Annotated in this window: 21 protein-coding genes; 12 read left to right on the top strand and 9 right to left on the bottom strand. The window is 67.3% G+C overall.

Annotated elements, in window-relative coordinates; all coding sequences use genetic code 11:
- Positions 1–170 precede the first annotated feature (170 nt).
- From C507_RS0103560 to C507_RS0103580, 5 genes are all read left to right on the top strand, one after another.
- Positions 171–1,643, top strand: a complete 1,473-nt coding sequence (locus tag C507_RS0103560; RefSeq protein WP_026318814.1) for a cryptochrome/photolyase family protein — start codon at positions 171–173, stop codon at positions 1,641–1,643.
- Positions 1,640–2,974 (top strand): NAD(P)/FAD-dependent oxidoreductase, encoded by a 1,335-nt coding sequence (locus C507_RS0103565; protein ID WP_018698285.1) that lies wholly within the window; start codon positions 1,640–1,642, stop codon positions 2,972–2,974. The genes C507_RS0103560 and C507_RS0103565 overlap by 4 nt, the downstream gene beginning before the upstream one ends.
- On the top strand, positions 2,971–3,864 hold the full coding sequence (locus C507_RS20250) for a DUF1365 domain-containing protein (protein WP_245559636.1): 894 nt from the start codon (positions 2,971–2,973) through the stop codon (positions 3,862–3,864). The genes C507_RS0103565 and C507_RS20250 overlap by 4 nt, the downstream gene beginning before the upstream one ends.
- 114 nt (positions 3,865–3,978) lie before the next feature.
- Positions 3,979–5,217, top strand: a complete 1,239-nt coding sequence (locus C507_RS0103575; RefSeq protein WP_018698287.1) for an SAM-dependent methyltransferase — start codon at positions 3,979–3,981, stop codon at positions 5,215–5,217.
- Positions 5,214–6,539: an MFS transporter gene (locus tag C507_RS0103580; RefSeq protein WP_018698288.1), complete on the top strand. Its 1,326-nt coding sequence runs from the start codon at positions 5,214–5,216 to the stop codon at positions 6,537–6,539. Before C507_RS0103575 ends, C507_RS0103580 begins: the two co-directional genes overlap by 4 nt.
- Before the next feature lie 42 nt (positions 6,540–6,581).
- Here the strand turns inward: C507_RS0103580 and C507_RS0103585 are convergent, their stop codons facing one another.
- Both C507_RS0103585 and C507_RS0103590 read right to left on the bottom strand, forming a co-directional pair.
- Positions 6,582–7,379, bottom strand: a complete 798-nt coding sequence (locus C507_RS0103585; protein WP_018698289.1) for an SDR family NAD(P)-dependent oxidoreductase — start codon at positions 7,377–7,379, stop codon at positions 6,582–6,584.
- Positions 7,380–7,434: 55 nt separating this feature from the next.
- Positions 7,435–8,178, bottom strand: a complete 744-nt coding sequence (locus C507_RS0103590) for a ChrR family anti-sigma-E factor (RefSeq protein WP_083923350.1) — start codon at positions 8,176–8,178, stop codon at positions 7,435–7,437.
- 136 nt (positions 8,179–8,314) lie between these two features.
- On the opposite strand from C507_RS0103590, the gene C507_RS0103595 reads away from it, so the two are divergent.
- From C507_RS0103595 to C507_RS22235, 4 genes are all read left to right on the top strand, one after another.
- A complete protein-coding gene (locus C507_RS0103595; RefSeq protein ID WP_018698291.1) occupies positions 8,315–9,355 on the top strand; it encodes a cysteine synthase A in 1,041 nt (346 codons plus the stop codon).
- A gap of 57 nt (positions 9,356–9,412) precedes the next feature.
- Positions 9,413–10,099, top strand: a complete 687-nt coding sequence (locus tag C507_RS0103600; RefSeq protein ID WP_051089693.1) for an alanyl-tRNA editing protein — start codon at positions 9,413–9,415, stop codon at positions 10,097–10,099.
- Positions 10,100–10,344: 245 nt separating this feature from the next.
- Positions 10,345–11,208 (top strand): 3-mercaptopyruvate sulfurtransferase, encoded by an 864-nt coding sequence (gene sseA / locus C507_RS0103605; RefSeq protein ID WP_018698293.1) that lies wholly within the window; start codon positions 10,345–10,347, stop codon positions 11,206–11,208.
- 2 nt (positions 11,209–11,210) lie between these two features.
- Positions 11,211–11,813 carry a hypothetical protein gene (locus C507_RS22235; RefSeq protein ID WP_018698294.1) on the top strand — a complete coding sequence of 201 codons (603 nt, stop codon included), beginning with the start codon at positions 11,211–11,213 and terminating at the stop codon, positions 11,811–11,813.
- A gap of 48 nt (positions 11,814–11,861) precedes the next feature.
- Here the strand turns inward: C507_RS22235 and C507_RS0103615 are convergent, their stop codons facing one another.
- The 4 genes from C507_RS0103615 to C507_RS0103630 form a co-directional block, all read right to left on the bottom strand.
- A complete protein-coding gene (locus tag C507_RS0103615) occupies positions 11,862–12,659 on the bottom strand; it encodes an amino acid ABC transporter ATP-binding protein (RefSeq protein ID WP_018698295.1) in 798 nt (265 codons plus the stop codon).
- A 75-nt stretch (positions 12,660–12,734) separates the two neighbouring features.
- Positions 12,735–14,033: an amino acid ABC transporter permease gene (locus tag C507_RS0103620; RefSeq protein ID WP_018698296.1), complete on the bottom strand. Its 1,299-nt coding sequence runs from the start codon at positions 14,031–14,033 to the stop codon at positions 12,735–12,737.
- 9 nt (positions 14,034–14,042) lie between these two features.
- Positions 14,043–15,245 (bottom strand): amino acid ABC transporter permease, encoded by a 1,203-nt coding sequence (locus tag C507_RS0103625; RefSeq protein WP_018698297.1) that lies wholly within the window; start codon positions 15,243–15,245, stop codon positions 14,043–14,045.
- Between the two features lie 94 nt (positions 15,246–15,339).
- On the bottom strand, positions 15,340–16,359 hold the full coding sequence (locus C507_RS0103630; RefSeq protein ID WP_018698298.1) for an amino acid ABC transporter substrate-binding protein: 1,020 nt from the start codon (positions 16,357–16,359) through the stop codon (positions 15,340–15,342).
- Between the two features lie 559 nt (positions 16,360–16,918).
- Here C507_RS0103630 and metC point away from each other — a divergent pair.
- Positions 16,919–18,088: a cystathionine beta-lyase gene (gene metC, locus C507_RS0103635; protein ID WP_018698299.1), complete on the top strand. Its 1,170-nt coding sequence runs from the start codon at positions 16,919–16,921 to the stop codon at positions 18,086–18,088.
- 90 nt (positions 18,089–18,178) lie between these two features.
- Here metC and C507_RS0103640 read toward each other — a convergent pair whose 3' ends face one another.
- The 3 genes from C507_RS0103640 to C507_RS22665 all read right to left on the bottom strand — a co-directional run bounded on the left by C507_RS0103640 (position 18,179) and on the right by C507_RS22665 (position 21,034).
- Positions 18,179–18,517, bottom strand: a complete 339-nt coding sequence (locus C507_RS0103640) for a lipid-A-disaccharide synthase N-terminal domain-containing protein (RefSeq protein ID WP_018698300.1) — start codon at positions 18,515–18,517, stop codon at positions 18,179–18,181.
- Positions 18,507–19,268, bottom strand: coding sequence for a glycosyltransferase family 2 protein (locus C507_RS0103645; protein ID WP_040400602.1), 762 nt, complete (start codon positions 19,266–19,268; stop codon positions 18,507–18,509). The genes C507_RS0103640 and C507_RS0103645 overlap by 11 nt, the downstream gene beginning before the upstream one ends.
- A 128-nt stretch (positions 19,269–19,396) precedes the next feature.
- Positions 19,397–21,034 (bottom strand): ArnT family glycosyltransferase, encoded by a 1,638-nt coding sequence (locus C507_RS22665; RefSeq protein WP_018698302.1) that lies wholly within the window; start codon positions 21,032–21,034, stop codon positions 19,397–19,399.
- Between the two features lie 213 nt (positions 21,035–21,247).
- On the opposite strand from C507_RS22665, the gene C507_RS22980 reads away from it, so the two are divergent.
- Positions 21,248–22,081, top strand: coding sequence for a phosphodiesterase (locus C507_RS22980; protein WP_018698303.1), 834 nt, complete (start codon positions 21,248–21,250; stop codon positions 22,079–22,081).
- Positions 22,066–23,076 carry a threonine ammonia-lyase gene (locus C507_RS0103660; protein WP_018698304.1) on the top strand — a complete coding sequence of 337 codons (1,011 nt, stop codon included), beginning with the start codon at positions 22,066–22,068 and terminating at the stop codon, positions 23,074–23,076. Before C507_RS22980 ends, C507_RS0103660 begins: the two co-directional genes overlap by 16 nt.
- Positions 23,077–23,147: the final 71 nt, after the last annotated feature.

Raw genomic sequence — 23,147 nt, forward strand, 5'->3', positions numbered from 1 at the left:
TCTTTTTTTGCGCACGCCAGCCAGCCGAAAGCCTGGCGCCGTAGTCTCTGGTGGAACCATCGACCCGCCTGCCGCTTGGTACGCATGCAGGGTCGGTCGTGATCCGGTGAAGAGCGGGTGACGTATCTCTTTCACCCGCCAAGCTTTCACGCTCCGCCCAGAGACCCCGGATGAGCCGAACCCAAGACCCGCCCGTGATCGTCTGGTTTCGCGACGATCTCCGCCTTGCCGACAATCCGGCGCTCGCCGCCGCAATCGACGCGGAAGCCCCCATCGTCCCGGTCTTCATCCGCGAGACCGCTCCCGATGCGTTGCGCGCGCTCGGCGGCGCGGCCGACTGGTGGCTGCACGGATCGCTCGAGGCCCTTTCCGCTTCCCTTGAGAAGCACGGCCTCCGCCTGATCCTCCGCGCGGGCGATGCGCGGACCGAGATCGGCGCGCTGGTCAACGAGACTGGTGCCTCTTCCGTCTTCTGGAACCGCCGCTACCATCCCGCCGCGCGGGACGTCGATGCCGACATCAAGGCGTCGCTGGCCAAGAACGGCATCGAGACCAAAAGCTTCAACGGCTCGCTGCTCATCGAGCCCTGGGAAATTCAGACCGGCGATGGATCCTACTATCGCGTCTACTCGCCGTTTGCGCGTGCGGCCCGACAGAAGCTCGGCTCAGTCGACCCGCTGCCCGCTCCGGAAGGCAAGCTGAGCGCTCCCGACAGCTGGCCGGAGAGCGACAAGCTGTCGGACTGGTCGTTGCGCCCCTCGCGTCCGGACTGGGCCGGCGGGCTGCGTGAGACGTGGGAACCAGGCGAAGCCGCCGCGCGCGAAGCGCTGGAAGCGTTCCTCGACGAGCGTCTGGAGACCTACAAGAGCAAGCGCGACTTCGCGGCCATCGACACCACATCCCGGCTGTCTCCGCGTCTCCGGTTCGGCGAAGTGTCGCCGCGCACCATCTGGCGCGCCGCCTCCCACGTCATCGAGGACGGCCGCACTTCCACCGGCCGCACCCAGTCGGCGGAGAAGTTCCTCAGCGAGGTTCTGTGGCGCGAGTTCTCCTACCACCTGCTCTATCACCTGCCGCCGCTGGAACAGGAAAACGTCCAGCAGAAGTTTGACGACTTTCCCTGGCGCACCAGCGACGATCCGTTGAAGGCGTGGCAGTCGGGCCGAACAGGCTATCCGATCGTCGATGCCGGCATGCGGCAGCTCTGGCAGACGGGCTGGCTGCACAACCGCATCCGCATGGTCGTCGCCTCCTTCCTGACCAAGCACCTCCTGATCCACTGGCGCGACGGCGAGGCCTGGTTCTGGGACACGCTGGTCGACGCCGACGCGGCCAACAACCCGGCCAGCTGGCAATGGGTGGCGGGCTCCGGGGCCGATGCCGCCCCCTATTTCCGGATCTTCAATCCGATCCTGCAGGGCAAGAAGTTCGATCCCGACGGCGCCTACGTCCGCGCCTGGGTCCCCGAGCTCGCCGAGCTTCCTGACAGCCACATCCACGAGCCGTGGTCGGCCCCCTCCTCCGTTCTCGAGAAGGCCGGGGTGACGTTGGGCAAGACCTACCCCGACCCCATCGTTGACCATTCCGACGCGCGCAAGCGCGCCCTCTCAGCCTACGACCGGATCAAGGGCAAAGCTGCATGACCATTCATACGTCCCTCGATCCGCGCTCGCGCATCGCCGTCATCGGGTCCGGTATCGCCGGAAACGGAGCGGCCTGGGCGTTGTGCGAGAACCACGACGTGGTGCTCTACGAAGCGGAGGCGCGCGCCGGCGGTCACTCGGCTACCGTCGACATCGATTATGACGGCGCGCGGATGCCGGTCGATACCGGCTTCATCGTCTACAACGACCTCAACTACCCCAATCTCGTGCGCCTGTTCGACCATCTGGGCGTGCCGACGGAAGCGAGCGACATGAGCTTCGGCGTGTCGTTGCGCGGGGGCCGGCACGAATGGTCCGGCCAGTCGCTTGGCGGTCTGTTCGCCTGCAAGCGCAACCTCGTCTCGCCGCGCTTCATCGGGATGCTGCGGGAAATCCTGCGCTTCAACGAAACGGCGCGAAGCGACCTTGCCAACGGCCTGTGCGAGACCCTGACCCTCGGCGACTACCTGGTGGAGCGAGGCTTTGGGCGCGCCTTCGCGGACGACTATCTCGTGCCCATGGGCGCGGCGATCTGGTCGATGCCCGCCGACGCCATGCTCGCCTTTCCGGCGCGCGCGCTTCTGGCATTCTTCGACAACCATCGCCTGATCGACCGTCAACGCCCGACCTGGCGCACCGTCAGCGGCGGCAGCCGGGTCTACGTCAACCGGATGCTGAACCGCATTCTGCGGCAAGGGACGCTGCGCCTCGCCACGCCCGTGCAGCGCATCGAGCGCGATGCTCATGGCGTCACCATCGTCGACGCCACCGGCCACCGCGACCGCTTCGACGCCGTCGTCCTGGCCTGCCACAGCGACCAGGCTCTGGCTTTGCTGGACCGTCCGTCCACCGACGAGCGCGCCATCCTCGGCGCGGTCGGCTATCGGCCGAACACGGTCTACCTGCACCGCGACCGGAGCCTGATGCCGCGCCGCAGACAGGTCTGGTCGTCCTGGAACTATCTGAGCGGGCCGGATGACGGGACCGAGCGCGGTGTCGCCGTCAGCTATTGGATGAACCGGCTCCAGAACCTCGATGAAAGCCGCCCGGTCTTCGTCACGCTCAATCCGCCGTCCGCTCCCGACCCGGACCTGACCTTCGGCACCTACACCTACAGCCATCCGCAGTTTGACCGCGCGGCGCTGGCTGCCCAGTCCGATCTCGAGACCATTCAGGGCAGCGCGCGCACGTGGTATTGCGGTGCCTGGTGCGGTTACGGCTTCCACGAGGACGGGCTGTCTTCCGGCCTTGCCGTTGCCGAGGCGCTTGGCGGCCGCGTGCCCTGGCGGGCGCCGCGCACGCTTCAACCGATCCTGGAGGCGGCGGAGTGAGAACGCGCATTCCGACGACATGGGCATCGAACGGCGATACGCCGTCAGCCGCCATCGCGCTGTATGTCGGGAGTGTCATGCACGCCCGCCTGAAGCCGGTCGGTCACCGCTTCAGCTACAGCGTCTATTCCATGCTGGTCGACATCGACCGGATGGACGAGCCCACGGGTCTGTCGCCCTGGTTCGCGTTCAACCGGTTCGCACCGCTGTCGGTGCACGCGGCCGACCACGGGGCGGGTGACGGCTCGCCGCTGCGTCCACACATCGACCGGCTTCTGGCCGAGAAGGGCGTGACGCGGCCCGCCCGCGTCCTGATGCTCTGCTATCCGCGCCTCTTCGGCTATGTCTTCGACCCGATCACCGTCTATTTCGCCTATGACGAGGACGGCGACCTGACCGCCCTCCTCTACGAGGTGCGTAACACGTTCGGCGGTCGCCACACCTATGTGGCCCCGGTCCGCGACGGCGAGGCCAGTCCCGCCGGCATCGAGCAGCAGGCAAACAAGGTCTTCTACGTGTCGCCCTTCATGGAGATGGACGAGACCTACCGCTTCCGGGTCCTTCCGCCGGGCGAGGCCGTGCGCATCCGTATTCTCGAGGGTGACCGCCACGGGCCGACGCTGGCCGCCACCTTCGCCGGGCGCGTCCGTGCCGCTACCCGCGCCAGCCTGGCCTGGGCATTCGTCTCCATTCCGATGATGTCGCTGAAGGTCGTCGCCGGCATTCACTTCGAGGCCCTGCGCCTCTGGCTGAAGCGCGTGCCGCTCGTCCCCCGCGGCGGCGCCGACGTCACCGGCCATGCCACCGCGACCATCCGCCCCTCGCGACGCGCCCATGGTCGCACGGCGCCCGTTTCTGACGTCGCTGGCCATGCGCCTTCTCAGGGCTAGATAAAGTCTGGGCCATTGCGACATATTTGGCCGTGTCCGCAGCCGTTGTGCAGGGAAGGACCCTGCCGGCCGCGTCAGTCGGCACTGTCTCAACTGAAAAAGGGTTGTCCCGGCATGCAGCTTGCCAACACCGCACCCACGATCCTGACGCCCTCCAATGCCAGCACCGAGCTGAAGGCCCTGCCCGCCTTCGTCCGACGCGGCTTCGCCGTTGGCCTCAAGCTGCGCATGGGAAGCCTCACGGTGACCGTGCCCGACGGCCGCAGCTTCCGCATCGAGGCTCCGGAACCCGGCCCGGACGCCGCGTTCACCATCCATGACTGGCGTTTCGCCCGCCGCCTGCTGCAGGGCGGCGACATCGGTGTCGGCGAGGCCTTCATGGCTGGCGAATGGACCAGCCCCGATCCGACGACATTCCTGGAGCTGTTTGCCGCCAACCGGCACGTCATGAGCGATGCGCTGACGGGCAACCCGGTGGCCAGGGCGCTGGTGTCCGTTCGCCACTTCCTCAATCGCAACTCGCGCGCGGGCTCGCGGCGCAACATCGCCGCCCATTACGATCTCGGCAACGCCTTCTACGAAGCGTGGCTCGACCCTTCCATGACCTACTCCTCCGCCTATTTCGGCGCCGGGGCGAACGATCTGGAGAGCGCGCAGCGCGACAAGTACCGCGCCATCGCCGAGCGCACCGGGATCGGGCCGGATGACCATGTCCTTGAGGTCGGCTGTGGCTGGGGTGGGTTCGCCGAGTTCGCCGCCAGTGAGATCGGCTGCCGGGTCACCGGCATCACCATCAGCCAGGCGCAGCACGCCTATGCCGCCCGCCGGATCCAGGACGCCGGACTGTCGGACAGGGTGTCCATCGAGCTGGTCGACTACCGCGACAAGCAGGGTGCCTTCGACCGGATCGTCTCCATCGAGATGTTCGAGGCGGTCGGTGAGCGCTTCTGGCCGGGCTACTTCCAGATGCTTCGGGAGCGCCTGCGCGCAGGCGGCCAGGCAGGTTTGCAGATCATCACCGTCGAGGATGCGCATTTCGACACCTACCGGCGCGCGCCCGACTTCATCCAGCGCTACATCTTCCCCGGTGGCATGCTGCCCTCGCCCGAGCGCGTCACCGATCACGCCCGCCGGGTCGGTCTCTCGCCGGTCGCCGAGGCCGGTTTCGGCATCGATTACGCGCGGACGCTGGCAGAATGGCGCGACCGCTTCCGCGCGGCCTGGCCGCGGCTCGCCCAAGGCAGCTTCGACGAGCGCTTCAAGCGCATGTGGGAATTCTACCTCCACTATTGCGAGGCGGGCTTCCGCGCCGGGTCGATCGACGTGAAGCAGTTCGTGTTTGCCCGACCGTGAGCGGCCATGCGGCGTCTGGGCGAGATCGTCAGACCCTCAGTCGGCTGATTCTCTATGCCCTGCCGGCCCTGCCGCTGGCGACGCTGCAATTCCCGCTCTTCATCCTGATCCCGACCTACTACGCCGACGGTCTCGGCCTGTCGTTGGCCGCGGTGGGGACCGCCCTCCTCGCGGTCCGCATCGTCGATGCCGTATCCGATCCCCTGGTCGGCGTCGCCGCCGATCGCTGGCGCCCGCGGCTCGGACGGCGCCGGATGTGGCTGGCGCTGTCAGCCCCGGCAACGGCGCTTGCCTGCTATTTCCTGTTCGTACCGCCCGACGACGCCGGCATCGCCTATCTGGTGGGCTGGGGCATCGCGGTGTCGCTGACCAGCACCGCCGCGCTGGTGCCCTTCAACGCCTGGGGCGCCGAGCTTGAAACCGACTATCATGGCCGCAGCCGCGTGGCAGCACTCAGGGAGGGGCTCATCGTTGCCGGCACGCTGTTGGCGGCCGGGGTGCCAGCCATCCTGGCCGGGGGCGATCAGGGGCTGGCGCTCTCGTGGATCGCTGTCGGCGTGCTGATTGCGCTGCCCGTGACGGCGCTCCTTGCGGTCATCTTCGTGCCCGAGCCTGAAGATCGATCACGCCGCTCGGTGTCGCTACGCGAGGGCCTCGGTCACATCCGCCGCAACAAGCCGTTCCTGCGGCTGGTCGCCGCTTTCGCCATCAACGGTCTCGCCAACGGCTTTCCCGCGACCCTGTTCCTGCTGTTCGTAGCCAACGTGATCGGCAAGCCGGACCTGCAGGGCCCGTTCCTGTTCCTCTATTTCCTGTGCGGGATCGCCGGGATTCCCCTGTGGGTCCGCCTCAGCCGGACGCGCGGCAAGCACCGCGCCTGGTCGGTCGCCATGATCGCGGCATGCGCGATCTTCGCGTTCGTCCCGGCGCTCGGCACCGGCGATATCGTCGCCTTTGGCGCGATCTGCGTCCTGACGGGCCTCGCGGTCGGGGCCGACCTGGTGCTGCCGGCGGCGATCCAGGCCGACGTGGTCGACATCGATACAGCCTCCTCCGGCAGCCAGCGCACCGGCCTCTATTTCGCGTTGTGGGGCCTCGCGACGAAGCTCGCCCTCGCTGCGGCCGTCGGCATCGCCTTTCCGCTGCTTCAGGCCTTCGGCTTCACCCCCGGGGCGCACGATGGCGAAGGCTTGCTGGCCCTCGCCATCCTCTACGCCTGGGTGCCGATCGGCTTGAAGCTCGCGGCGATCGCTTTGATGTGGAATTTCCCGCTGGATGCGGTCGCCCACGCCAGCGCGCGGGCCGAGATCGAGGCCGGCTGAACAGCCTTCACGTTCCGCGCCCGTCCGTCCGTCAGCCCCGTCTCAAGACGCCCGCTTGTTCCAACCCGTGGCCTTGGCGATGGCGGGGAAGAACAGCCAGTACGGCATGATCCGCATCACCTTGAGCGCATAGGTGAACTTGCGCGGAAACGTCACTTCGAAGCGGCCGCTCTCCAGCCCCTCGACAATGCGACGCCCCGCCTTGCCGACCGAGATCAGGAACGGCATCGGGAACGGGTTGTCGGCCGTGGCCGGCGTGTCGACGAAGCCAGGCGCAATCACCTGAAGGGTGATGCCCTGTTTGTCGAAATCGAACTTCAGTGCTTCCGCGAGATTGATCAGCGCCGCCTTGCTGGCCCCATAGGAGGCGGCGGTCGGCAGGCCGAAATAGCCGGCGACGGACGCGACGATGGCGATCTGACCGCGACCGCTGGTGCGCATCGCGGCAGCCACTGGGATCAGGCAGTTGACCGTCCCCTTCAGGTTGACGTCGAAGGTCTTGTCGAAGTTGTCCCGCTCCAGCGCATCGCCCTCCACCGGCAGATAGACGCCGGCATTGAGGAGCGTCAGCGCGACCGGACCGAGTTCGGCCTCGATGCGCTTCACCAGCGCTTCCATGCCGGGACCGTCGGTCACGTCACCCGGATAGGCAACGATCCGTCCGGGCCCGGACGCCTTTGCCGCCAGGTCGGCAAGCTCGTCTTCGCGCCGCGCGGTCACCGCAACGGTGAACCCCTTCGCGGCGAGCCGCTCGGCCACTTCGGCGCCAATCCCGGAGCTGGCTCCGGTGACCCAGGCCACGCCGTCTTTCGGTGTCGCAACGAACGCCTTCTTCGACATGCTACTCTCACTGACCCTGGGGCGGACGCGCAGACGCCGGGGAAGTCCTGGTCGGTCAGTCCGGCAAGAACGGGGCCAGAAGGCGGCCAAGCCGGCCGGTCAGCCGCAGCGACGCATTGCTCACGACGAACCCGATACAGTCGCCATCGTCATCGGCCACGGGCTTGTGATCGATCATCTCATCGGCAATCGACACGTCACCGACGCCATAATGACCGGTCGTGTCGGTGAACCCGCCGTGCAGGACCAGCGTCATTTCCGTGCCGCGATGGGTGTGCGGCGGCAGGCCGTGCCCAGCCTTCAGGATGAACAGGCTGGTGTTGAACCCTTCGTCGCTGCCGATCTTCCACTCCCGGATGCCCGGAAGACGCGTGCGCCACGGCACCTCGTCGAGCGAACGCCCTACGAAGCGGCGCAGCGAAGGCGGCAGCCCGCCATCGTCGGCTGCAGCGCCCGCGGGCGCAATGGAGCCGAGGCCGAACTCGGGCGCGCCATCGGGCGGGAGGTCGTAGATGTCAGCCAGAAGCCGGTCCCGGCCGGACATCTCCACCGGTTCGATCCGGTCCAGGAACGAACCAGCGACGGCCTCCAGATCGCCCACCCACCGGCGGTTTCGCGGGTTGAGTTCCAGATGCGCCTCGACGAGCACCTCCACCGGCGCAGGCAGGCTCCCCGCCACGTATCCGGCGATCAGGCCGTCGAGGGCCTCGGCTTGTTCGGTTGTCTTGTCAGTCACTGCCACACACAGCTGTTGGAATTCGAAAGGGTGTCTAGACTGCTCAATGTACGGGCCCCGCATTGCCCCGGATCAAATTCTTCATGATCAAATCGCATAGCATCGCTGCCAGCCCCTCGCCAAACGGGCGCCCTTCCCGGTTGATGTGACATAGCGGTGTCGCTAGCTTGGCCGCTCTCACCCCAGCGAAAGCAAGGTCATGGCCGAACTCGCATCTGTGCTCGACGCCATCGGCAACACACCTCTGATCCGCCTCAACCGCGCGTCCGAAGACACCGGCTGCGAGATCCTGGGAAAAGCCGAGTTCATGAACCCCGGCCAGTCCGTGAAGGATCGCGCAGCTTACTTCATCATACGGGATGCGATGGAGCGCGGCGAGCTGAAGCCGGGCGGGACCATCGTTGAAGGAACCGCGGGCAACACCGGCATCGGTCTGGCGCTTGTGGGCGCCGCGCTCGGCTTCCGCACGGTCATCGTCATTCCGGAGACCCAGTCGGAGGAGAAAAAGCTCATGCTGCGCCTCGCCGGCGCGGAGCTGATCGAGGTGCCCGCGGTCCCCTACCGCAACCCGAACAACTACGTGAAGCTGTCCGGTCGCATCGCCGAGCAGCTGGCGAAGTCCGAGCCGAACGGCGCCATCTGGGCGAACCAGTTCGACAACGTGTCCAACCGCGAAGGTCACATCCGAACCACCGGGCCGGAAATCTGGGAACAGACCGAGGGCAAGGTCGACGGCTTCATCTGCGCGGTGGGCACGGGCGGCACGCTCGCGGGCATCGGCATGGCGCTGAAGGAGCGCAACCCCGAAGTCGTTGTCGGCCTCGCCGATCCGATGGGTGCCGCCCTTTACAACTACTACGCCCATGGCGAGCTGAAGTCCGAGGGATCCTCCATCACCGAGGGCATCGGCCAGGGCCGCATCACGAAAAATCTCGAGAACGCCCCGATCGACATCGCTTTCCAGGTCCCCGATGAGGAAGCGCTGCCTGTGGTCTTCGATCTCCTGCAGCACGAGGGCCTGTGCCTCGGTGGCTCGTCCGGCGTCAACGTGGCCGGGGCCATCCGGCTGGCGAAGCATCTGGGACCCGGGCACACGATCGTGACGATCCTGTGCGACTACGGCAATCGCTACGCTTCGAAGCTGTTCAATCCGGACTTCCTGCGCGGCAAGAACCTGCCGGTGCCGGAGTGGATGGACCACAAGCCGGCGATCGACATCCCCTACGAAGCGACCGAATAGGACAGGCCCTTGGCGAGCGCACCCACAACAGAGCCGCTCTTCCGCGACGACGCCTACATGCCGTCGTGCGAAGCCGTGGTCACGGACGTGACCGCGGATGGTGGCGTGGTGCTCGACCGCACGGTGTTCTACGCCGCCGGCGGGGGGCAGCCCGGCGATGCCGGCCGTATCGAACTGTCCGACGGCACCATGCTGGCGGTGCCGACCGCCGTCTACGGGCCGGACCGGGCATCGATTGTCCATCAAGTTGCCGAAACGACCTCCGTCCCCTCTCCGGGGGATCGCGTGGTTGCGCACCTGGACTGGGACCGGCGCTATCGCCACATGCGCATGCACACGGCTCTCCACCTCCTCACGGCGGTCCTGGCCTATCCCGTCACCGGCGGTCAGATCGGCGCCGACGAGAGCCGCCTCGACTTCGACATTCCCGACGGCGGGCTCGACAAGGATGCTGTCACCGAGGCGCTGAACGCTCTCATCGCCGGCGACCATTCGGTCACGAGCGAATGGATCACCGATGCAGAGCTTGAGGCCAATCCGGGCCTGGTGAAGACCATGAGCGTGAAGCCCCCAATGGGGGCCGGACGGGTACGCCTGGTGCGCATCGGTGAAGAGGTCGACCTGCAGCCCTGCGGCGGAACGCACGTTCTCAAGACCGGCGAGATCGGCCGGGTCGTCGTCTCCAAGATCGAGAAGAAGGGCAAGCAGAACCGCCGTGTGCGGCTGCAGTGGGCTGATTCGTAGATGGCCGTGGTCTCCCCGGCCGGCCACGTGTCGGCCGTCTCTTCCGGCGCATCCGCGCTTGGCCGACCGGCGAGCGCAGCGCCTGCCGCCTTCGTCCGGAAAGAGCGTTCCGTCTGGCCGCGTCGAGCCTCGCTCCGCCGTTCGCGAAGGCCGGCAATTGGTTTTTCCGGAGCCTTTCGCTCCGCCGCGCATGTCCGGTCCGCCGGACGACGTCAAGAACCCTGACCCATCGAGGATCCGCCCACGTGCAAGATCATCGTTTTGACTACCTTGTGTCCACGGACTGGCTTGCCGAGCATCTGAACGCGCCCGACGTCATCGTCATCGACGGCTCCTGGCATCTGCCAACGAGCGAGCGCTCGGCGGCTGCGGAGTATCGCGAGGCCCACATTCCCGGCGCCGTGTTCATGGACATTGACGCGGTCTCCGATTCCGACAGCACCCTGCCTCACATGCTGCCGCGGCCAGAGGTCTTTGCGAGCGCGGTCCGGCAGTTGGGCATCGGCGATGGCCAGACCATCGTCATCTACGACACCGTCGGCATCTACTCCGCGCCGCGCGTCTGGTGGATGTTCCGGGCCATGGGTGCGGAACGCGTGTTCGTGCTCGATGGCGGCCTGCCCCGCTGGCTTGCCGAGGAGCGGCCGGTGGAGGACGGGAGCGTCCGGCGCCCGCAGCGCCATTTCACCGCCCGCCTCGACAACGCCCTTCTGGCCACCCGGGAAGACGTCAAGGATGCGCTCGCTAGCGGCAGCGCGCACGTGGTCGACGCCCGTTCCGCGGAACGCTTCGCCGGCACCGCCCCGGAACCGCGCAAGGATCTGCGCTCCGGCCATATGCCTGGCGCGCTGAACCTGCCCTATACGCGGCTGATCGGTCCGGACGGGTCGCTGAAATCCGCCGACGCGCTGGTCAACGCCTTCGCGGATGCCGGCGTCGAACTCGACCGGCCGGTCATCACCACCTGCGGATCCGGCGTCTCCGCCGCGATCCTGAATCTGGCGCTGCGCTCTGTGGGGCACGGCCAGGTGTCGCTCTATGACGGGTCCTGGGCGGATTGGGGCGCCGATCCCGACCTGCCGCTCGCAACCGGTGCCGTGCGCCGCTGACAGTGAGCGCCTCCCCGCCACGCTGGGAATTCAGGACCTGGTTCGCGCCCGGCGAACCGATCGGCGGCCCTTTCGAGGGGTGGACGGCGAAGGACACGACGCAGCGAACCGACGTCTACCTGATCCTTCCCGGCGCGCATGGGTTGCTGCCCAAACTGCGCGGAAACACCCGCCTCGACGTCAAGCAGCGGATTGCCCTCGACGATCCGCTTCAGCAGTGGCGCGTCGCCTTCGGCGCTGATTTTCCGCTGGCCGACGACGATCTCGATGAGGCGCTGGGGCTTCTGGCCCGCCCCGGACTTCGCCCGGCTGCGGATGCGGGCCTGGACGGCGAGCGGTTTCTGGCTGCCCTTAGGGAGCATGTCCCCGGCCTCCTGGAGCGGACCGTCACCAAGCGGCGCACCAGCTTTGTCCGGGATGTGGTGATCGGCGAACGCACCGCCGTCGAGGTCGCGGAGGACGGCAGCCATGCCGTCTCCATCGCGCTTGAAAGCACCGACCCCGACGCCCTGCGCACGGCCATGACCGTGAGCGGGCTCGAAGACCGCCCGAATGTCGACTACGGCGCCTGGCTCAAGGCAGGCGCCGGCGCTGCCGGCGACTGACCCGCGCCGCCACCGGTCCGTTCCGGCAGCGCCCCGCCCCTCCGGCGATCAGTGCGACAGGATCTGGCTCAGGAAGAGCTTGGTGCGCTCGTGCTGCGGATTGTTGAAGAACGGCTCCGGCGCGTTCTGCTCCACGATCATGCCGGCATCCATGAAGATCACCCGGTTTGCCACCTGCCTGGCAAAGCCCATCTCGTGGGTCACGCAGATCATCGTCATGCCGGATTCCGCCAGGTCGATCATGACGTCGAGCACTTCCTTGATCATCTCTGGGTCGAGCGCCGACGTCGGCTCGTCGAAGAGCATCACGCTCGGATTCATGCACAGCGCCCGGGCGATCGCCACGCGCTGCTGCTGACCGCCGGACAGCTGGCCGGGATATTTGTTCGCCTGCTCCGGGATCTTCACCCGGGTCAGGTACGTCATGGCGATTTCCTCGGCCTCCTTCTTGGGCATCTTGCGGACCCAGATCGGCGCGAGGGTGCAGTTTTCCAGGATCGTCAGGTGCGGGAACAGGTTGAAGTGCTGGAACACCATGCCGACCTCGCGGCGGATCTCGTCGATCTTCTTGAGGTCGTTGGTCAGCTCCGTGCCGTCGATGACGATGCTGCCCGCCTGATGCTCCTCCAGCCGGTTGATGCACCGGATCAGCGTTGACTTGCCGGAGCCCGACGGCCCGCAGACGACGATGCGCTCGCCCTTGTTGACCGTCAGGTTGATGTCGCGCAGCACGTGGAACTCGCCGTACCACTTGTTCACCGACGACATGTCGATCATGACCTCGTCGGAAACCTTCATCTTGCGAACCGGCGCCCGCGGGGTCGTCTCGGTGTCGGACTGTGTCATCTCGTTACCCTTTTCTTGGTCGTGGCCCCGGCCGCCTGCCGCTCCTGGCGGGCCGGGTCACGCAGTGTCCATGCCCTATCGATGGGTCCGGTCCAGCCGTCGCTCGATGAACATCGAGTAGCGCGACATGCCGAAACAGAAGACCCAGAAGACGAAGGCCGCGAAGATGTAGCCGGTGGCTGGCGTCACCGGCGTGGCCCACTTCGGGTCGACGAGGCTGAGCTTCACCATCCCCAGGAGATCGAACAGGCCGATGATCAGGACCAGTGAGGTGTCCTTGAACAGGCCGATGAAGGTGTTCACAATCCCCGGGATGACGTGCTTGAGGGCCTGCGGCAGGATGATCAGGCGCATCTTCTGCCAGTGGCTGAGGCCGAGCGCGTCGGCACCCTCGTACTGGCCCTTCGGCATCGCCTGGAGGCCGCCGCGCACCACCTCGGCCATGTAGGCGGAGGCGAACATCGCCACGCCGATGATGGCCCTGAGCAGCTTGTCGAACGACACGTCGTCCGGCAGGAACAGCGGCAACATCACGCTCGACATGAACAGGATGGTGATCAGCGGCACACCGCGCCAGAACTCGATGAAGATCACCGAGAACATCCGCACGATGGGCATCTTAGACCGCCGCCCGAGCGCCAGCAGGATGCCCAGCGGCAGCGACGCGGCAATGCCGCAGAGTGCCAGCACCAGGGTGACCAGCAGGCCGCCCCAGAGCGACGTCTCCACCTCGCGCAGGCCGAAGTCGAGGCCCATTATCACGAAGATCAGCGCCAGCGCTGCGAACGGCACAAGCGTCACCGTCGCCGGCCGCTTGCGCTCGGCGAACGGCACGGCTCCGAGCAGCGCCGGCAGGAGCACGATAATTTCGGCCAGCACCAGGGTGAAGACCAGCGCCAGCCACCAGCTCACCCCGATCTCGAAGTCGCCGCCAGTGAGCAGGATCAGCGACACCACCGGGAAGATGACCAGCAGGAAGATGGCGTTGAGCGTCTTATAGGGCACGCGCGGGATGGCCATCGGGATCAGCCCGGCGGCCAGCAGGAAGAAGAAGATGTCCACCCGCCAGCGTTCGTCGATCGGGTAGCGCCCGTAGATATATTGCGGGAACCGCGCCTCGACGAAGGCCCAGCAGGCACCGACATCCGCACCCAGGCAGTCCTGGCGGTCGGAGCCGCTCCACACCGCATCGATGAACAGGAACTGGATCATCGGCGGGATGGTGAGCCACAGCAGGTAGAGCGCCAGCAGCGTCAGGATCGTGTTGCGGATGCCGGAGAACAGGTTCTCCCGCAGCCAGCCGATCGGACCCGACGAGCTCGTCGGCGGCGGAAGAGCCTCGGCCGGCTCGGATCGGACGTAAGCGATCTCCATGCCGGCCCCCTATCGTTCCACCAGCGCGACGTGCGCGTTGAACCAGTTCATGAAGGCCGAGGTGAGCAGCGAGATCACCAGGTAGACGAGCATCGTCATGGAGATCACTTCCACTGCCTGGCCGGTCTGGTTGAGCACCGTGCCGGCGAACACGGACACCAGGTCCGGGTAGCCGATGGCCACGGCAAGCGAGGAGTTCTTGGTCAGGTTCAGAAACTGGCTGGTCAGCGGCGGGATGATCACCCGCATGGCCTGCGGGATGACCACCAGCCAGAGCGTCATGCCGGTGGTCAGGCCGAGCGCGTGGGAGGCCTCGCTCTGGCCCTTGCTGACGGACTGGATGCCGGCGCGGACGATCTCGGCGATGAAGGCGCCGGTATAGATCGCAAGCCCGAGCACCAGCGCTACCAGTTCCGGAATGACCTGGACGCCGCCCTGCAGGTTGAAGCCCTTCAGCTCCGGCCGCTCCAGCGTGATCGGACCGCCCGAGACGAAGAAGGCCAGCACCGGCAGCCCGATGATGAGGGCGAGCACCACGGAGGGAACCGGGAAACGCCGACCGGTCAGCATCTGGCGCTTCTTGGACCAGCGGGCGATTGCGATGGACACGAGCACGGCGACCACGAAGGCGCCGATGACGATCCCGCTTCCCGGGCCAAGCACCGGAGCGGGAATGTAGAGCCCGCGAATGTTCAGCGCGGCGCCGAAGCCCAGCTCGATGGACTGGCGTGGGCCGGGAAGCTGCTTGAGGACCGCGAAATACCAGAAGAACAGCTGCAGGAGCAGCGGCAGGTTCCGCATGATCTCGACATAGGCGGTCGCCAGCTGGCGGATCAGCCAGTTCTTGGACAGCCGCATCACGCCGACGACGAAGCCGAGGATCGTGGCCAGCACGATGCCCACGAAGGCGACGAGAAGCGTGTTCAGCAGGCCGACGAAGAACGCCCGCCCGTAGGTGGAGGTCGCGGAGTAGGAAATCAGCGTCTGCGAGATCTCGAAGCCGGCCGTCTGCTGCAGGAAGCCGAAGCCGGAGGCGATGTGCTGACGCTGGAGGTTGGCGATGACGTTGGTCGCCGCCTCGTAGACGAAGAAAAGGACGGCCACCAGGACAAGCGCCTGGAAGAAGGTGCCGCGAACCTTGGGGTCGTAGATGAACGAGCCGCGCGAACGCGCTGCGGGCGCGGAGCCCGCGTCATGATCCTGAACCGCCATGGTGCCCCTCGGAAGGTGATGAGGTTGTTATTGGGACACGGTCGCCGGAACCGCGGCCGGACAGGTCGTCCGGCCGCGCTCCGGTCATGTGCGATCAGCGAACGGGGATGCCGTACTGCAGGCCACCGTTGGTCCACAGCGCGTTGATGCCACGCTCGATGCCCAGCGGCGTGTCCGGACCGATGTTGCGGTCGAAGATCTCGCCGTAGTTACCCACGCCGGCGATCGCCTTGGCGGCCCAGTCGTTGTCGAGACCGATGGCCTCGCCGTAGGCGCCCTCGGTGCCGAGCAGACGCTTGATCTCCGGATTGTCGGAGTTCTTCATCTCCTCGACGTTGTCCTTCGTCACGCCCAGCTCCTCGGCGTTGACGAGCGCGAAGCCGACCCACTTGACGATGTTGAACCACTCGTCATCGCCCTGGCGGACCACCGGGCCGAGCGGCTCCTTGGAGATCACTTCCGGCAGGATCATGTGGTCGTCGGGGTTGGTGAGCTTCAGGCGCTCGGCGTAGAGGCCCGAGGCGTCCGTGGTGAAGGTGTCGCAACGGCCGGCGTCATAGGCCTGGATGGCCTCGTTGGCCGACTCGAACACCACCGCGTTCAGATCCATGTCGTTGGCGCGGAAGTAGTCGGAGAGGTTCAGCTCGGTCGTGGTGCCGGTCTGCACGCAGACGGACGCGCCGGACAGCTCAAGCGCCGACGTGATGCCGAGCGACTTGCGGACCATGAAGCCCTGGCCGTCATAGTAGTTCGTGCCGGTGAAGTTCAGGCCCAGCTGCGTATCGCGCGACATGGTCCAGGTGGTGTTGCGGACCAGCACGTCGACGGAGCCGGACTGCAGGGCGGTGAAGCGCTCCTTGGCGTTGAGCGGGGTGAACTTCACCTTGCTCGGATCGCCGAAGATCGCGGCGGCGTAGGCGCGGCAATAATCCACGTCGAAGCCGGTCCACTCGCCCTGGTCGTTGGTGGTGGCGAAACCGGCAAGGCCGCTGGCATTGGCGCCACACTGAACGAAGCCCTTCGATTTCACATCTTCGAGCGTCGCTGCGTTGGCAGCGGCCACGCTCAACCCGATTGCGGCTGCAATGGCAATCGGGAGCACGGTCTTTTTCATGGGAATGCCTACTCTTTATCTAGAGTTTTGCTGGAATGGTGAACGTTCGGCACCCGGAGCCGGTGGCCTGGAAACAGGCCCGCGATGGGCCGGCCCGCCCCCCTCTTGCGCCCCTCGCGCCTCCGGAGGCCCGCATCACAGGCCATTCCGCGCACACGGTCAAGTGGTTCCGGCCTCTCCTAAAATCGCTCAAGCGTTCGGTTTTTGGCGAATCCTCATGGTCTGCCGAAGAATGGGGCGGCCTGACCAAAAGAAACTCACTCATTCTGACTTATGTGGATAAAGCGCAGGCAGGGAAGGCGACATCCCCCTGAACGGCGTACAGGATTCACCAAGAAAAATGAGGACTGAAAACTTCCAGATACAGTAGAATCACGGGCGCGCACCGCCGGCTTGGCGCCCTGCGCGCTCCGCGTCCCGCGTCGTCCAGGGCGCAACCTATGCGATATGACCGCCTGGTCGCGGGATCGGGCGGTGTTGCATCATCCGGCAAAAGGTTCGATCACTTGGGCCGCGTTCCGACCGACTTACCCTCCGAACCAGCCCGAGCGACCCGTCCATGAGCACCAAGCCGTCCGCCGACATCGCCACGAAACTTGCCCACGCGGGTCCCTCCCCGCACGACTATCACGGCTTCGTCAATCCGCCGGTGGTGCACGCCTCGACGGTGCTCGCCCCGACGCTGGACGCCTACAAGGATCGCACGCGCCCCTATGTCTATGGCCGCCAGGGCACTCCCACCATGTCGGCGCTGGAAGACACGGTCACCGAGATCGAGGGCGCGGCCGGCACTGCGCTGACCAGTTCGGGACTGGAAGCCTGCGCGCTGGCGCTCCTGAGCTGCACCAAGGCCGGCGATCATGTTCTCGTGGCCGACAGCGTCTACGGTCCGACCCGCCGCTTCTGCGACAAGGTGCTGTCGCGCTACGGCGTCGAGACCACCTATTTCGATCCCGCGCTGGGTGGCGACATCGTCGATCATTTCCGCGACACCACCTCCGCCCTCTTTCTCGAGGCGCCCGGCTCGCTGACCTTCGAGATGCAGGACATTCCGGCGCTGGCGGCTGCCGCCAATGCGCGCGGCATTACGGTCGCCATGGACAACACCTGGGCAACGCCGGTCTATTTCCGGCCCATCGACCACGGCGTGGATCTTTCCATCCAGGCGGCGACCAAATATTTCGGCGGCCACTCCGACCTGCTGCTTGGCACCATTGCCGCCAGCGAGCGCGCCCTGCCGGCGCTTCAGGAAACGCGTCAGTATCTCGGCATCAATGTCGGCCCCGACGACATCGCCGCCACGCTGCGCGGCATGCGCACCCTGCCGCTGCGGCTGTCGCGCCACTTCGAGAGCGGCTTGACCGTGGCCCGCTGGCTTCAGGACCGTCCGGAAGTGTCGCGGGTGCTGCATCCGGCTCTGGAAAGCGATCCCGGCCACGCGCTGTGGAAGCGCGACTTCACCGGAGCCTCCGGTCTCTTCGGCGCGGTGCTACAGCCCTGCACCGACACCCAGCTTTCCGCCTTCGTCGACAACCTGACCTATTTCGGCATCGGTGCGTCCTGGGGCGGCTTCGAAAGCCTGATCACCGCACCGGACCCGGCGATCTTCCGCACCGCCGTGCCGTGGAAGGAAGAGGGTCCGCTCATCCGCCTGCACATCGGCCTGGAGGATCCGGCCGACCTGATCGAGGATCTGGAAGCCGGCTTCGAGCGATTGGCCAAGGGCTGATCGCCCTCAGGAGATTGCCTCAAGCTCTGAAATCGGGAGATTACCGGCGCGGCCCTGTCGCGCCGGCGACGCCTTTGCGCCAATCGCGGCCTAGTCGGTCTTCACCAGCGCGGCGCGGTGCTCACGCATGATGAGCCAGAGATTGCGGACATAAATCACCAGGCCGGCGGCCTGGCCCGCAATGAAGACCGGATCCTGCTTGTGGATCGCGTAGGCGAGCAGCAGCGCGCCACCGCCCAGCGAGAAGAACCAGAACGCCACCGGCACCACCGAGCGCCGTGCCTTCTCGCTGGCGATCCACTGCACCAGGAAGCGCATGGAGAACATGAACTGGGCGCCGAAGCCGAGGATCAGCCACAGGTCCCACTGGGCGACAAAGACGTGGTGAAGCCAGTCCCACACGCCGGCGAAGAAGCCCTCACTGCCCATCGGATCGAACCTCCATCGGGCTCTGGACGCGGCGCCGTCGCCGCATGAGCCACCAAACGCCGAACAGATCGAGCACCCCGACGGCGGCGCGATCCCACACACCATAGTGCGAGGCGCCGAAGCGGCGCTCCCGGTCCACCACGTCGACATAGCGCACCCGCCCCCCTTCGCGCTGGACGAGCGCGGGCAGGTAGCGGTGCCAGCCGTCGAAGTAGGGAAGTTCCAGGAACACGTCCCGGCGGATCGCCTTCAGGCCGCAGCCGGTGTCGCGGGTGCCGTCCTTCAGAAGCCAGCGGCGCAGGCGGTTCGCCCCGCGCGAGGCGTGCCGCTTTGCCCAGGAGGCTTTGCGGCCTTCGCGCTCGCCGGCGACCATCTCCACCGGGTCGCCGCCCTCCTCCATCCGCGCCAGCATGGCCGGCATGAAGGCGGGGTCGTTCTGGCCGTCCCCGTCGATGGTCAGGATCACGTCGCCGCGGGCATAGCGCACGCCGGTGCGGATGCTGGCACTCTGGCCGCAGGCCTGATCGTGACGCACGTGGCGCAGCCAGGGCGAGGCCGAGGCGATTTCCGCGAGGACCGTCGCCGTCTCGTCGGTGGAGCCGTCGTCGACCACCACCACCTCGAACGGACGGTCGGCGAGTGCGGTGCCGATCTCCGAGATCAGGCCGGGCAGGTTCCCCGCCTCGTCCTTCGCCGGGATGACGACGGAAACGGACGGGCGCACGCCGGCGGCCGGATCGGATACGGTCAAGGGATCGAGGGTCGGGGACAAGGCTCGGGTCTGGTTCGCCAGGGATCGTTTCTTTCAGACGATTGCGACCGTTCCGGCCCACCGTCTTTGTGCATGGAAGAGCCTGCTATCCGCCTTCCAAGGCTCAATCAAGGCTGCTGGCGCCGAAACAGCGTCATCTGCAGAATATCGCCGTTGCCGATATTGCGGCCGCTCTCGGTGCCGATCTCCTCCAGACCGACACCCTTTGCCGCCACGGCCTCGAGCGTCAACGCCTTCTCGCGCTCGGTCACGGCAAGCACGGCGCAGGGCGTTTCGACCAGGGTGTCCGCCGCCATCTGCGGCGAGGCAATGACCGTCTCGGTGCCGGCCAGGAAGACCAGGCTCATCTCGCGAAAGCCGACGGACACCAGCACCGGATCGGCGCAACCGGTTTCCGCCTCCACCCGCTCTGCAAGCCGGGTGCTCAGCCACAGCGGATCGAGGCGCGGCATCACCAGCCCCCAGGCGGCCGCGTTCAGCAGGATCGAGGCGCCGACCGCGAGCAGCACCGCGGTGAGCCGCTCGCGGTCCTCGATCAGCCGCCAAGCCGCCATGATGGCCGCTGCGGCGGCGACCACGGCAAAGGCGACGGCCATGAACGACACGCGCCCGCCGATCACCAGTGGCAGCGCCACCACCGTCGGCACCAGCACGATCGGCAGGCCGGCCAGCTCGATGGCGCCCAGCCAGCGCAACCAGCGCACCGGCAGTTTTGCGTCGGAGCCGAGCAGCGCAAAGCTCGCGCCGATGGCCAGCGCCGGCAGGAGCGGCAGCGTGTAGTGCGGCAGCTTCGTCGCGACGATCTCGAACACGATCCACGACGGGATCGCCCACGCCATCAGGAAGCGCATGATCTCCGTGCGGCGCGCGGCCCACATGGCGCCGGCACCGACCACCGCAAGCGCCATCGCCGGCCACGCAACGCCCACCGACATGGCGAGATGGGTAAATGGCGGCGCCCAGTGGCCTTCCTGGCCGCTGCCGGCCTTGCCGAGGAAGTCCTTCATGATGGCTTCCTGGAAGAAGGCGCCGTCGGTGGCCATGTTGATCGCCACGAACCAGGGCAGCACCAGCGCCACCAGGAGGATCACCCCGGGCAGGATCCGCAGCCGGCCGAGCCAGCGGCGGCGCTGGAAGTTGGCCACCGTCAGCCACACCACCGTCAGGCCGCTCACCATCAGTCCGATGGGTCCCTTGATGAGCACACCCGCGGCCAGCGCCACCCAGAACACCAGCGGCCAGCCGACGAATTTCGGCTTCGTCTGCATCAGCCACAGGCGGGCCAGCGCGGCCTGGGCGAAGACCACCGTGGCCGTCAGCATGGCATCGGTCTTGGCCAGATGCGCCTCGACATGCAGCACCACGATGGCCAGCGCGATCAGCCCCGCGCCGAGCGTCGGCAGCGGGCCGAGAAAGGCACGTGCGGCGAGCATGGTGCCGAGCACCGTGAGCACCGCCCCCAGCACCGAGGGCAGCCGGTAGACCCAAAGCGGCGCCTCGGCACCGAGCCCGGAGGCCTCCGCGGCCGCCGCCTGCAGCCAGTAGATGCCGATGGGCTTCTTGTAGCGCGGCTCATCCTGCAGCCGGATGTCCACGTAGTCGCCCTGCTCGACCATCTGCTTGGTCGCCTGCACGTAACGCGGCTCGTCGCGATCGATGGGCGGGACGCTCGACTGTCCCGGCAGGTAGACGATTGCCGCCAGCAGCACGACCAACGCCGCACACAGGCGGAAATGGCGGGGCATGAACGTGGCGAGGCCGCCCGACGACGGGATCGGGTCGGCGCTCTCGGGACGCTCGGATGAGGCGGACGCGGAAATGGCGGTATTCCTTCGATGGGGACCGCGTGCCGGGGCGCCGCGGAAACAATCGCGGGCCGGGCTCTCGCCGGATCCGTTGCCGCGTGATAGCCGTCCGGCAGCGACAGCGTCAACGCAGGGCTTCTGAAGGAGGCAAGCTTGGCCACGACCATCGTCCAACTGACCGACCTGCATCTGAGGCCCCGCGGCCTCCCCGCCTTGCGGGTCGTGGAGACCAACATGTTCGCCACGCGTGCCGTGAAGGCCGTTCGCGCCCTCTCGCCCGCGCCGGACGCCGTGGTGGTCACCGGCGACGTCGCCGACACCGGCGATCCGCGCGAATACGCGGTGGCGAAGGAGCTCCTGTCCGCCCTGCCGATGCCGGTCTACGTCATGCCCGGCAACCACGACAGCGCCCGCGAGATGCGCACCGCCTTCGCCGACTGGCCGGGCGTGCGCGACGCAGACGCCGACAGCCTCTGCTACGCCGTCGACATCGGCGATCTGCGGCTCGTCACCCTGGACACCTCGGTAGAGGGCAAGCCCTACGGTCATCTCGGCGAGGCACAGCTCGCCTGGCTCGATGCGGCGCTCGGCGAGGCCTCCGACCGGCCGACCGTTATCGCCTTGCACCACCCGCCGATCGCCACCGGCATCGCCCACATGGACCGCTCGCGACTGCGCGACAGCGAGGCGCTCGCCGAGATCGTCTCCGCCCATCCCCAGGTCCAGCGCATCATCGCCGGCCACGTCCATCGGGTCGTGCTGGCGCCTTTCGCCGGAACCGAGGTCCTGATCCTGCCCGGCGTCGCTCATCAGGTCGGCCTCGACCTGGAGCCGGAGGCCCCCGCCCAGGTGGTGCTGGAGCCCCGCGCCTACGGCATCCATTCCTGGACCGGCGAAGGCCTCGTGTCGCACATGGCCTACGTGGAAGCCTTCCCCGGGCCGTTCCCCTTCTCACCAGGCGAGGGCGTCTCATGGCCGGGCCAGTGACCGACATCGATCCGGAAACGGATCTTCCGACCGTCGACGAGGTGCGGGCCGCCGCCGGGCGCATCGCCGGCCACGCCCAGCGCACGCCGCTCCTCAACGCCGCGCCCCTGGACGACAGGGCCGGCGGCCGGGTTCTGGTGAAGGCCGAGGCGCTGCAGCGCACCGGGTCCTTCAAGTTCCGCGGCGCCTTCAACCGGCTGTCGATGATCCCCGAGGCCGAACGCGCCGCCGGCGTCATCGCCTGCTCCTCCGGCAACCACGCCCAGGGGGTGGCGGAGGCGGCCCGGCTCCTCGGCATGCCTGCGACCATCGTGATGCCGGCCGACGCGCCGGCCATCAAGCGCGCCCGGACCATCCGCTCCGGCGCCACGGTCGTCGACTACGACCGCGCCACCGAAAACCGCGATGCCGTCACCCGGGCGCTGCGCGACGAGCTCGGCGCGACGCTGGTCCATCCCTTCGACGACCGCGGCGTCATCGCCGGCCAGGGCACGGTCGGGCTGGAAATCGTGGAGGACTGCGCGGCCGCCGGCATCCGGCCGGATCTGGTGCTGGTGCCCACCGCCGGCGGCGGGCTTGCCGGCGGTATCGGCCTCGCCGTCCGCGACGCCTTCCCCGAGGCGGAGCTCGTCACGGTCGAGCCGGTCGGCTTCGACGACTATGCGCGCTCCTTCGCCGCCGGCGAGCGGGTCGCGAACGAGCGCATGTCGGGCTCCATCGCCGATGCGCTGCTGGCGCCGATGCCGGGCGTGCGCAACTTCGCGCTGAACCGGGCCCGATACGCCTACGGTGTCGCCGTGAACGACGCGGATCTCCTTGAGGCCGTGGCGGCGGCCGCCAACGAGCTCAAGCTGATCCTGGAACCGGGAGGAGCCGCCGCGCTGGCGGCGGTGCTGACGAAGACCGTGGACCTCAAGGGCCGGACGGCGGTTGTGGTCGGCTCGGGCGGCAACATCGATCCGGCGATGCTCGCCCGAGCCCTCGAGGCCGGCTAGGTCCGGCACTTCCGGACGGAAAACCGCAAGAGCACTTTTCCTGGGATCAGCCCGTGACCACGCGCCGGCCG

Source organism: Amorphus coralli DSM 19760, from assembly GCF_000374525.1.
In the GTDB taxonomy this organism is placed as follows: Bacteria; Pseudomonadota; Alphaproteobacteria; order Rhizobiales; family Amorphaceae; genus Amorphus; species Amorphus coralli.

What these genes read in the sequence shown, in the direction of transcription:
- C507_RS0103595 (WP_018698291.1), top strand. Translation starts at nt 8,315, where the DNA reads ATGGCCGAACTCGCATCTGTGCTCGACGCCATCGGCAACACACCTCTG.
- C507_RS0103565 (WP_018698285.1), top strand. Translation starts at nt 1,640, where the DNA reads ATGACCATTCATACGTCCCTCGATCCGCGCTCGCGCATCGCCGTCATC.
- C507_RS0103640 (WP_018698300.1), bottom strand. Translation starts at nt 18,517, where the DNA reads ATGGGCAGTGAGGGCTTCTTCGCCGGCGTGTGGGACTGGCTTCACCAC.
- C507_RS0103600 (WP_051089693.1), top strand. Translation starts at nt 9,413, where the DNA reads ATGCCGTCGTGCGAAGCCGTGGTCACGGACGTGACCGCGGATGGTGGC.
- C507_RS0103620 (WP_018698296.1), bottom strand. Translation starts at nt 14,033, where the DNA reads ATGGAGATCGCTTACGTCCGATCCGAGCCGGCCGAGGCTCTTCCGCCG.
- C507_RS0103625 (WP_018698297.1), bottom strand. Translation starts at nt 15,245, where the DNA reads ATGGCGGTTCAGGATCATGACGCGGGCTCCGCGCCCGCAGCGCGTTCG.
- metC (WP_018698299.1), top strand. Translation starts at nt 16,919, where the DNA reads ATGAGCACCAAGCCGTCCGCCGACATCGCCACGAAACTTGCCCACGCG.
- C507_RS0103590 (WP_083923350.1), bottom strand. Translation starts at nt 8,178, where the DNA reads ATGCGGGGCCCGTACATTGAGCAGTCTAGACACCCTTTCGAATTCCAA.
- C507_RS0103630 (WP_018698298.1), bottom strand. Translation starts at nt 16,359, where the DNA reads ATGAAAAAGACCGTGCTCCCGATTGCCATTGCAGCCGCAATCGGGTTG.
- C507_RS0103575 (WP_018698287.1), top strand. Translation starts at nt 3,979, where the DNA reads ATGCAGCTTGCCAACACCGCACCCACGATCCTGACGCCCTCCAATGCC.
- C507_RS0103585 (WP_018698289.1), bottom strand. Translation starts at nt 7,379, where the DNA reads ATGTCGAAGAAGGCGTTCGTTGCGACACCGAAAGACGGCGTGGCCTGG.
- C507_RS22665 (WP_018698302.1), bottom strand. Translation starts at nt 21,034, where the DNA reads ATGCCCCGCCATTTCCGCCTGTGTGCGGCGTTGGTCGTGCTGCTGGCG.
- C507_RS0103660 (WP_018698304.1), top strand. Translation starts at nt 22,066, where the DNA reads ATGGCCGGGCCAGTGACCGACATCGATCCGGAAACGGATCTTCCGACC.
- C507_RS0103560 (WP_026318814.1), top strand. Translation starts at nt 171, where the DNA reads ATGAGCCGAACCCAAGACCCGCCCGTGATCGTCTGGTTTCGCGACGAT.
- C507_RS0103615 (WP_018698295.1), bottom strand. Translation starts at nt 12,659, where the DNA reads ATGACACAGTCCGACACCGAGACGACCCCGCGGGCGCCGGTTCGCAAG.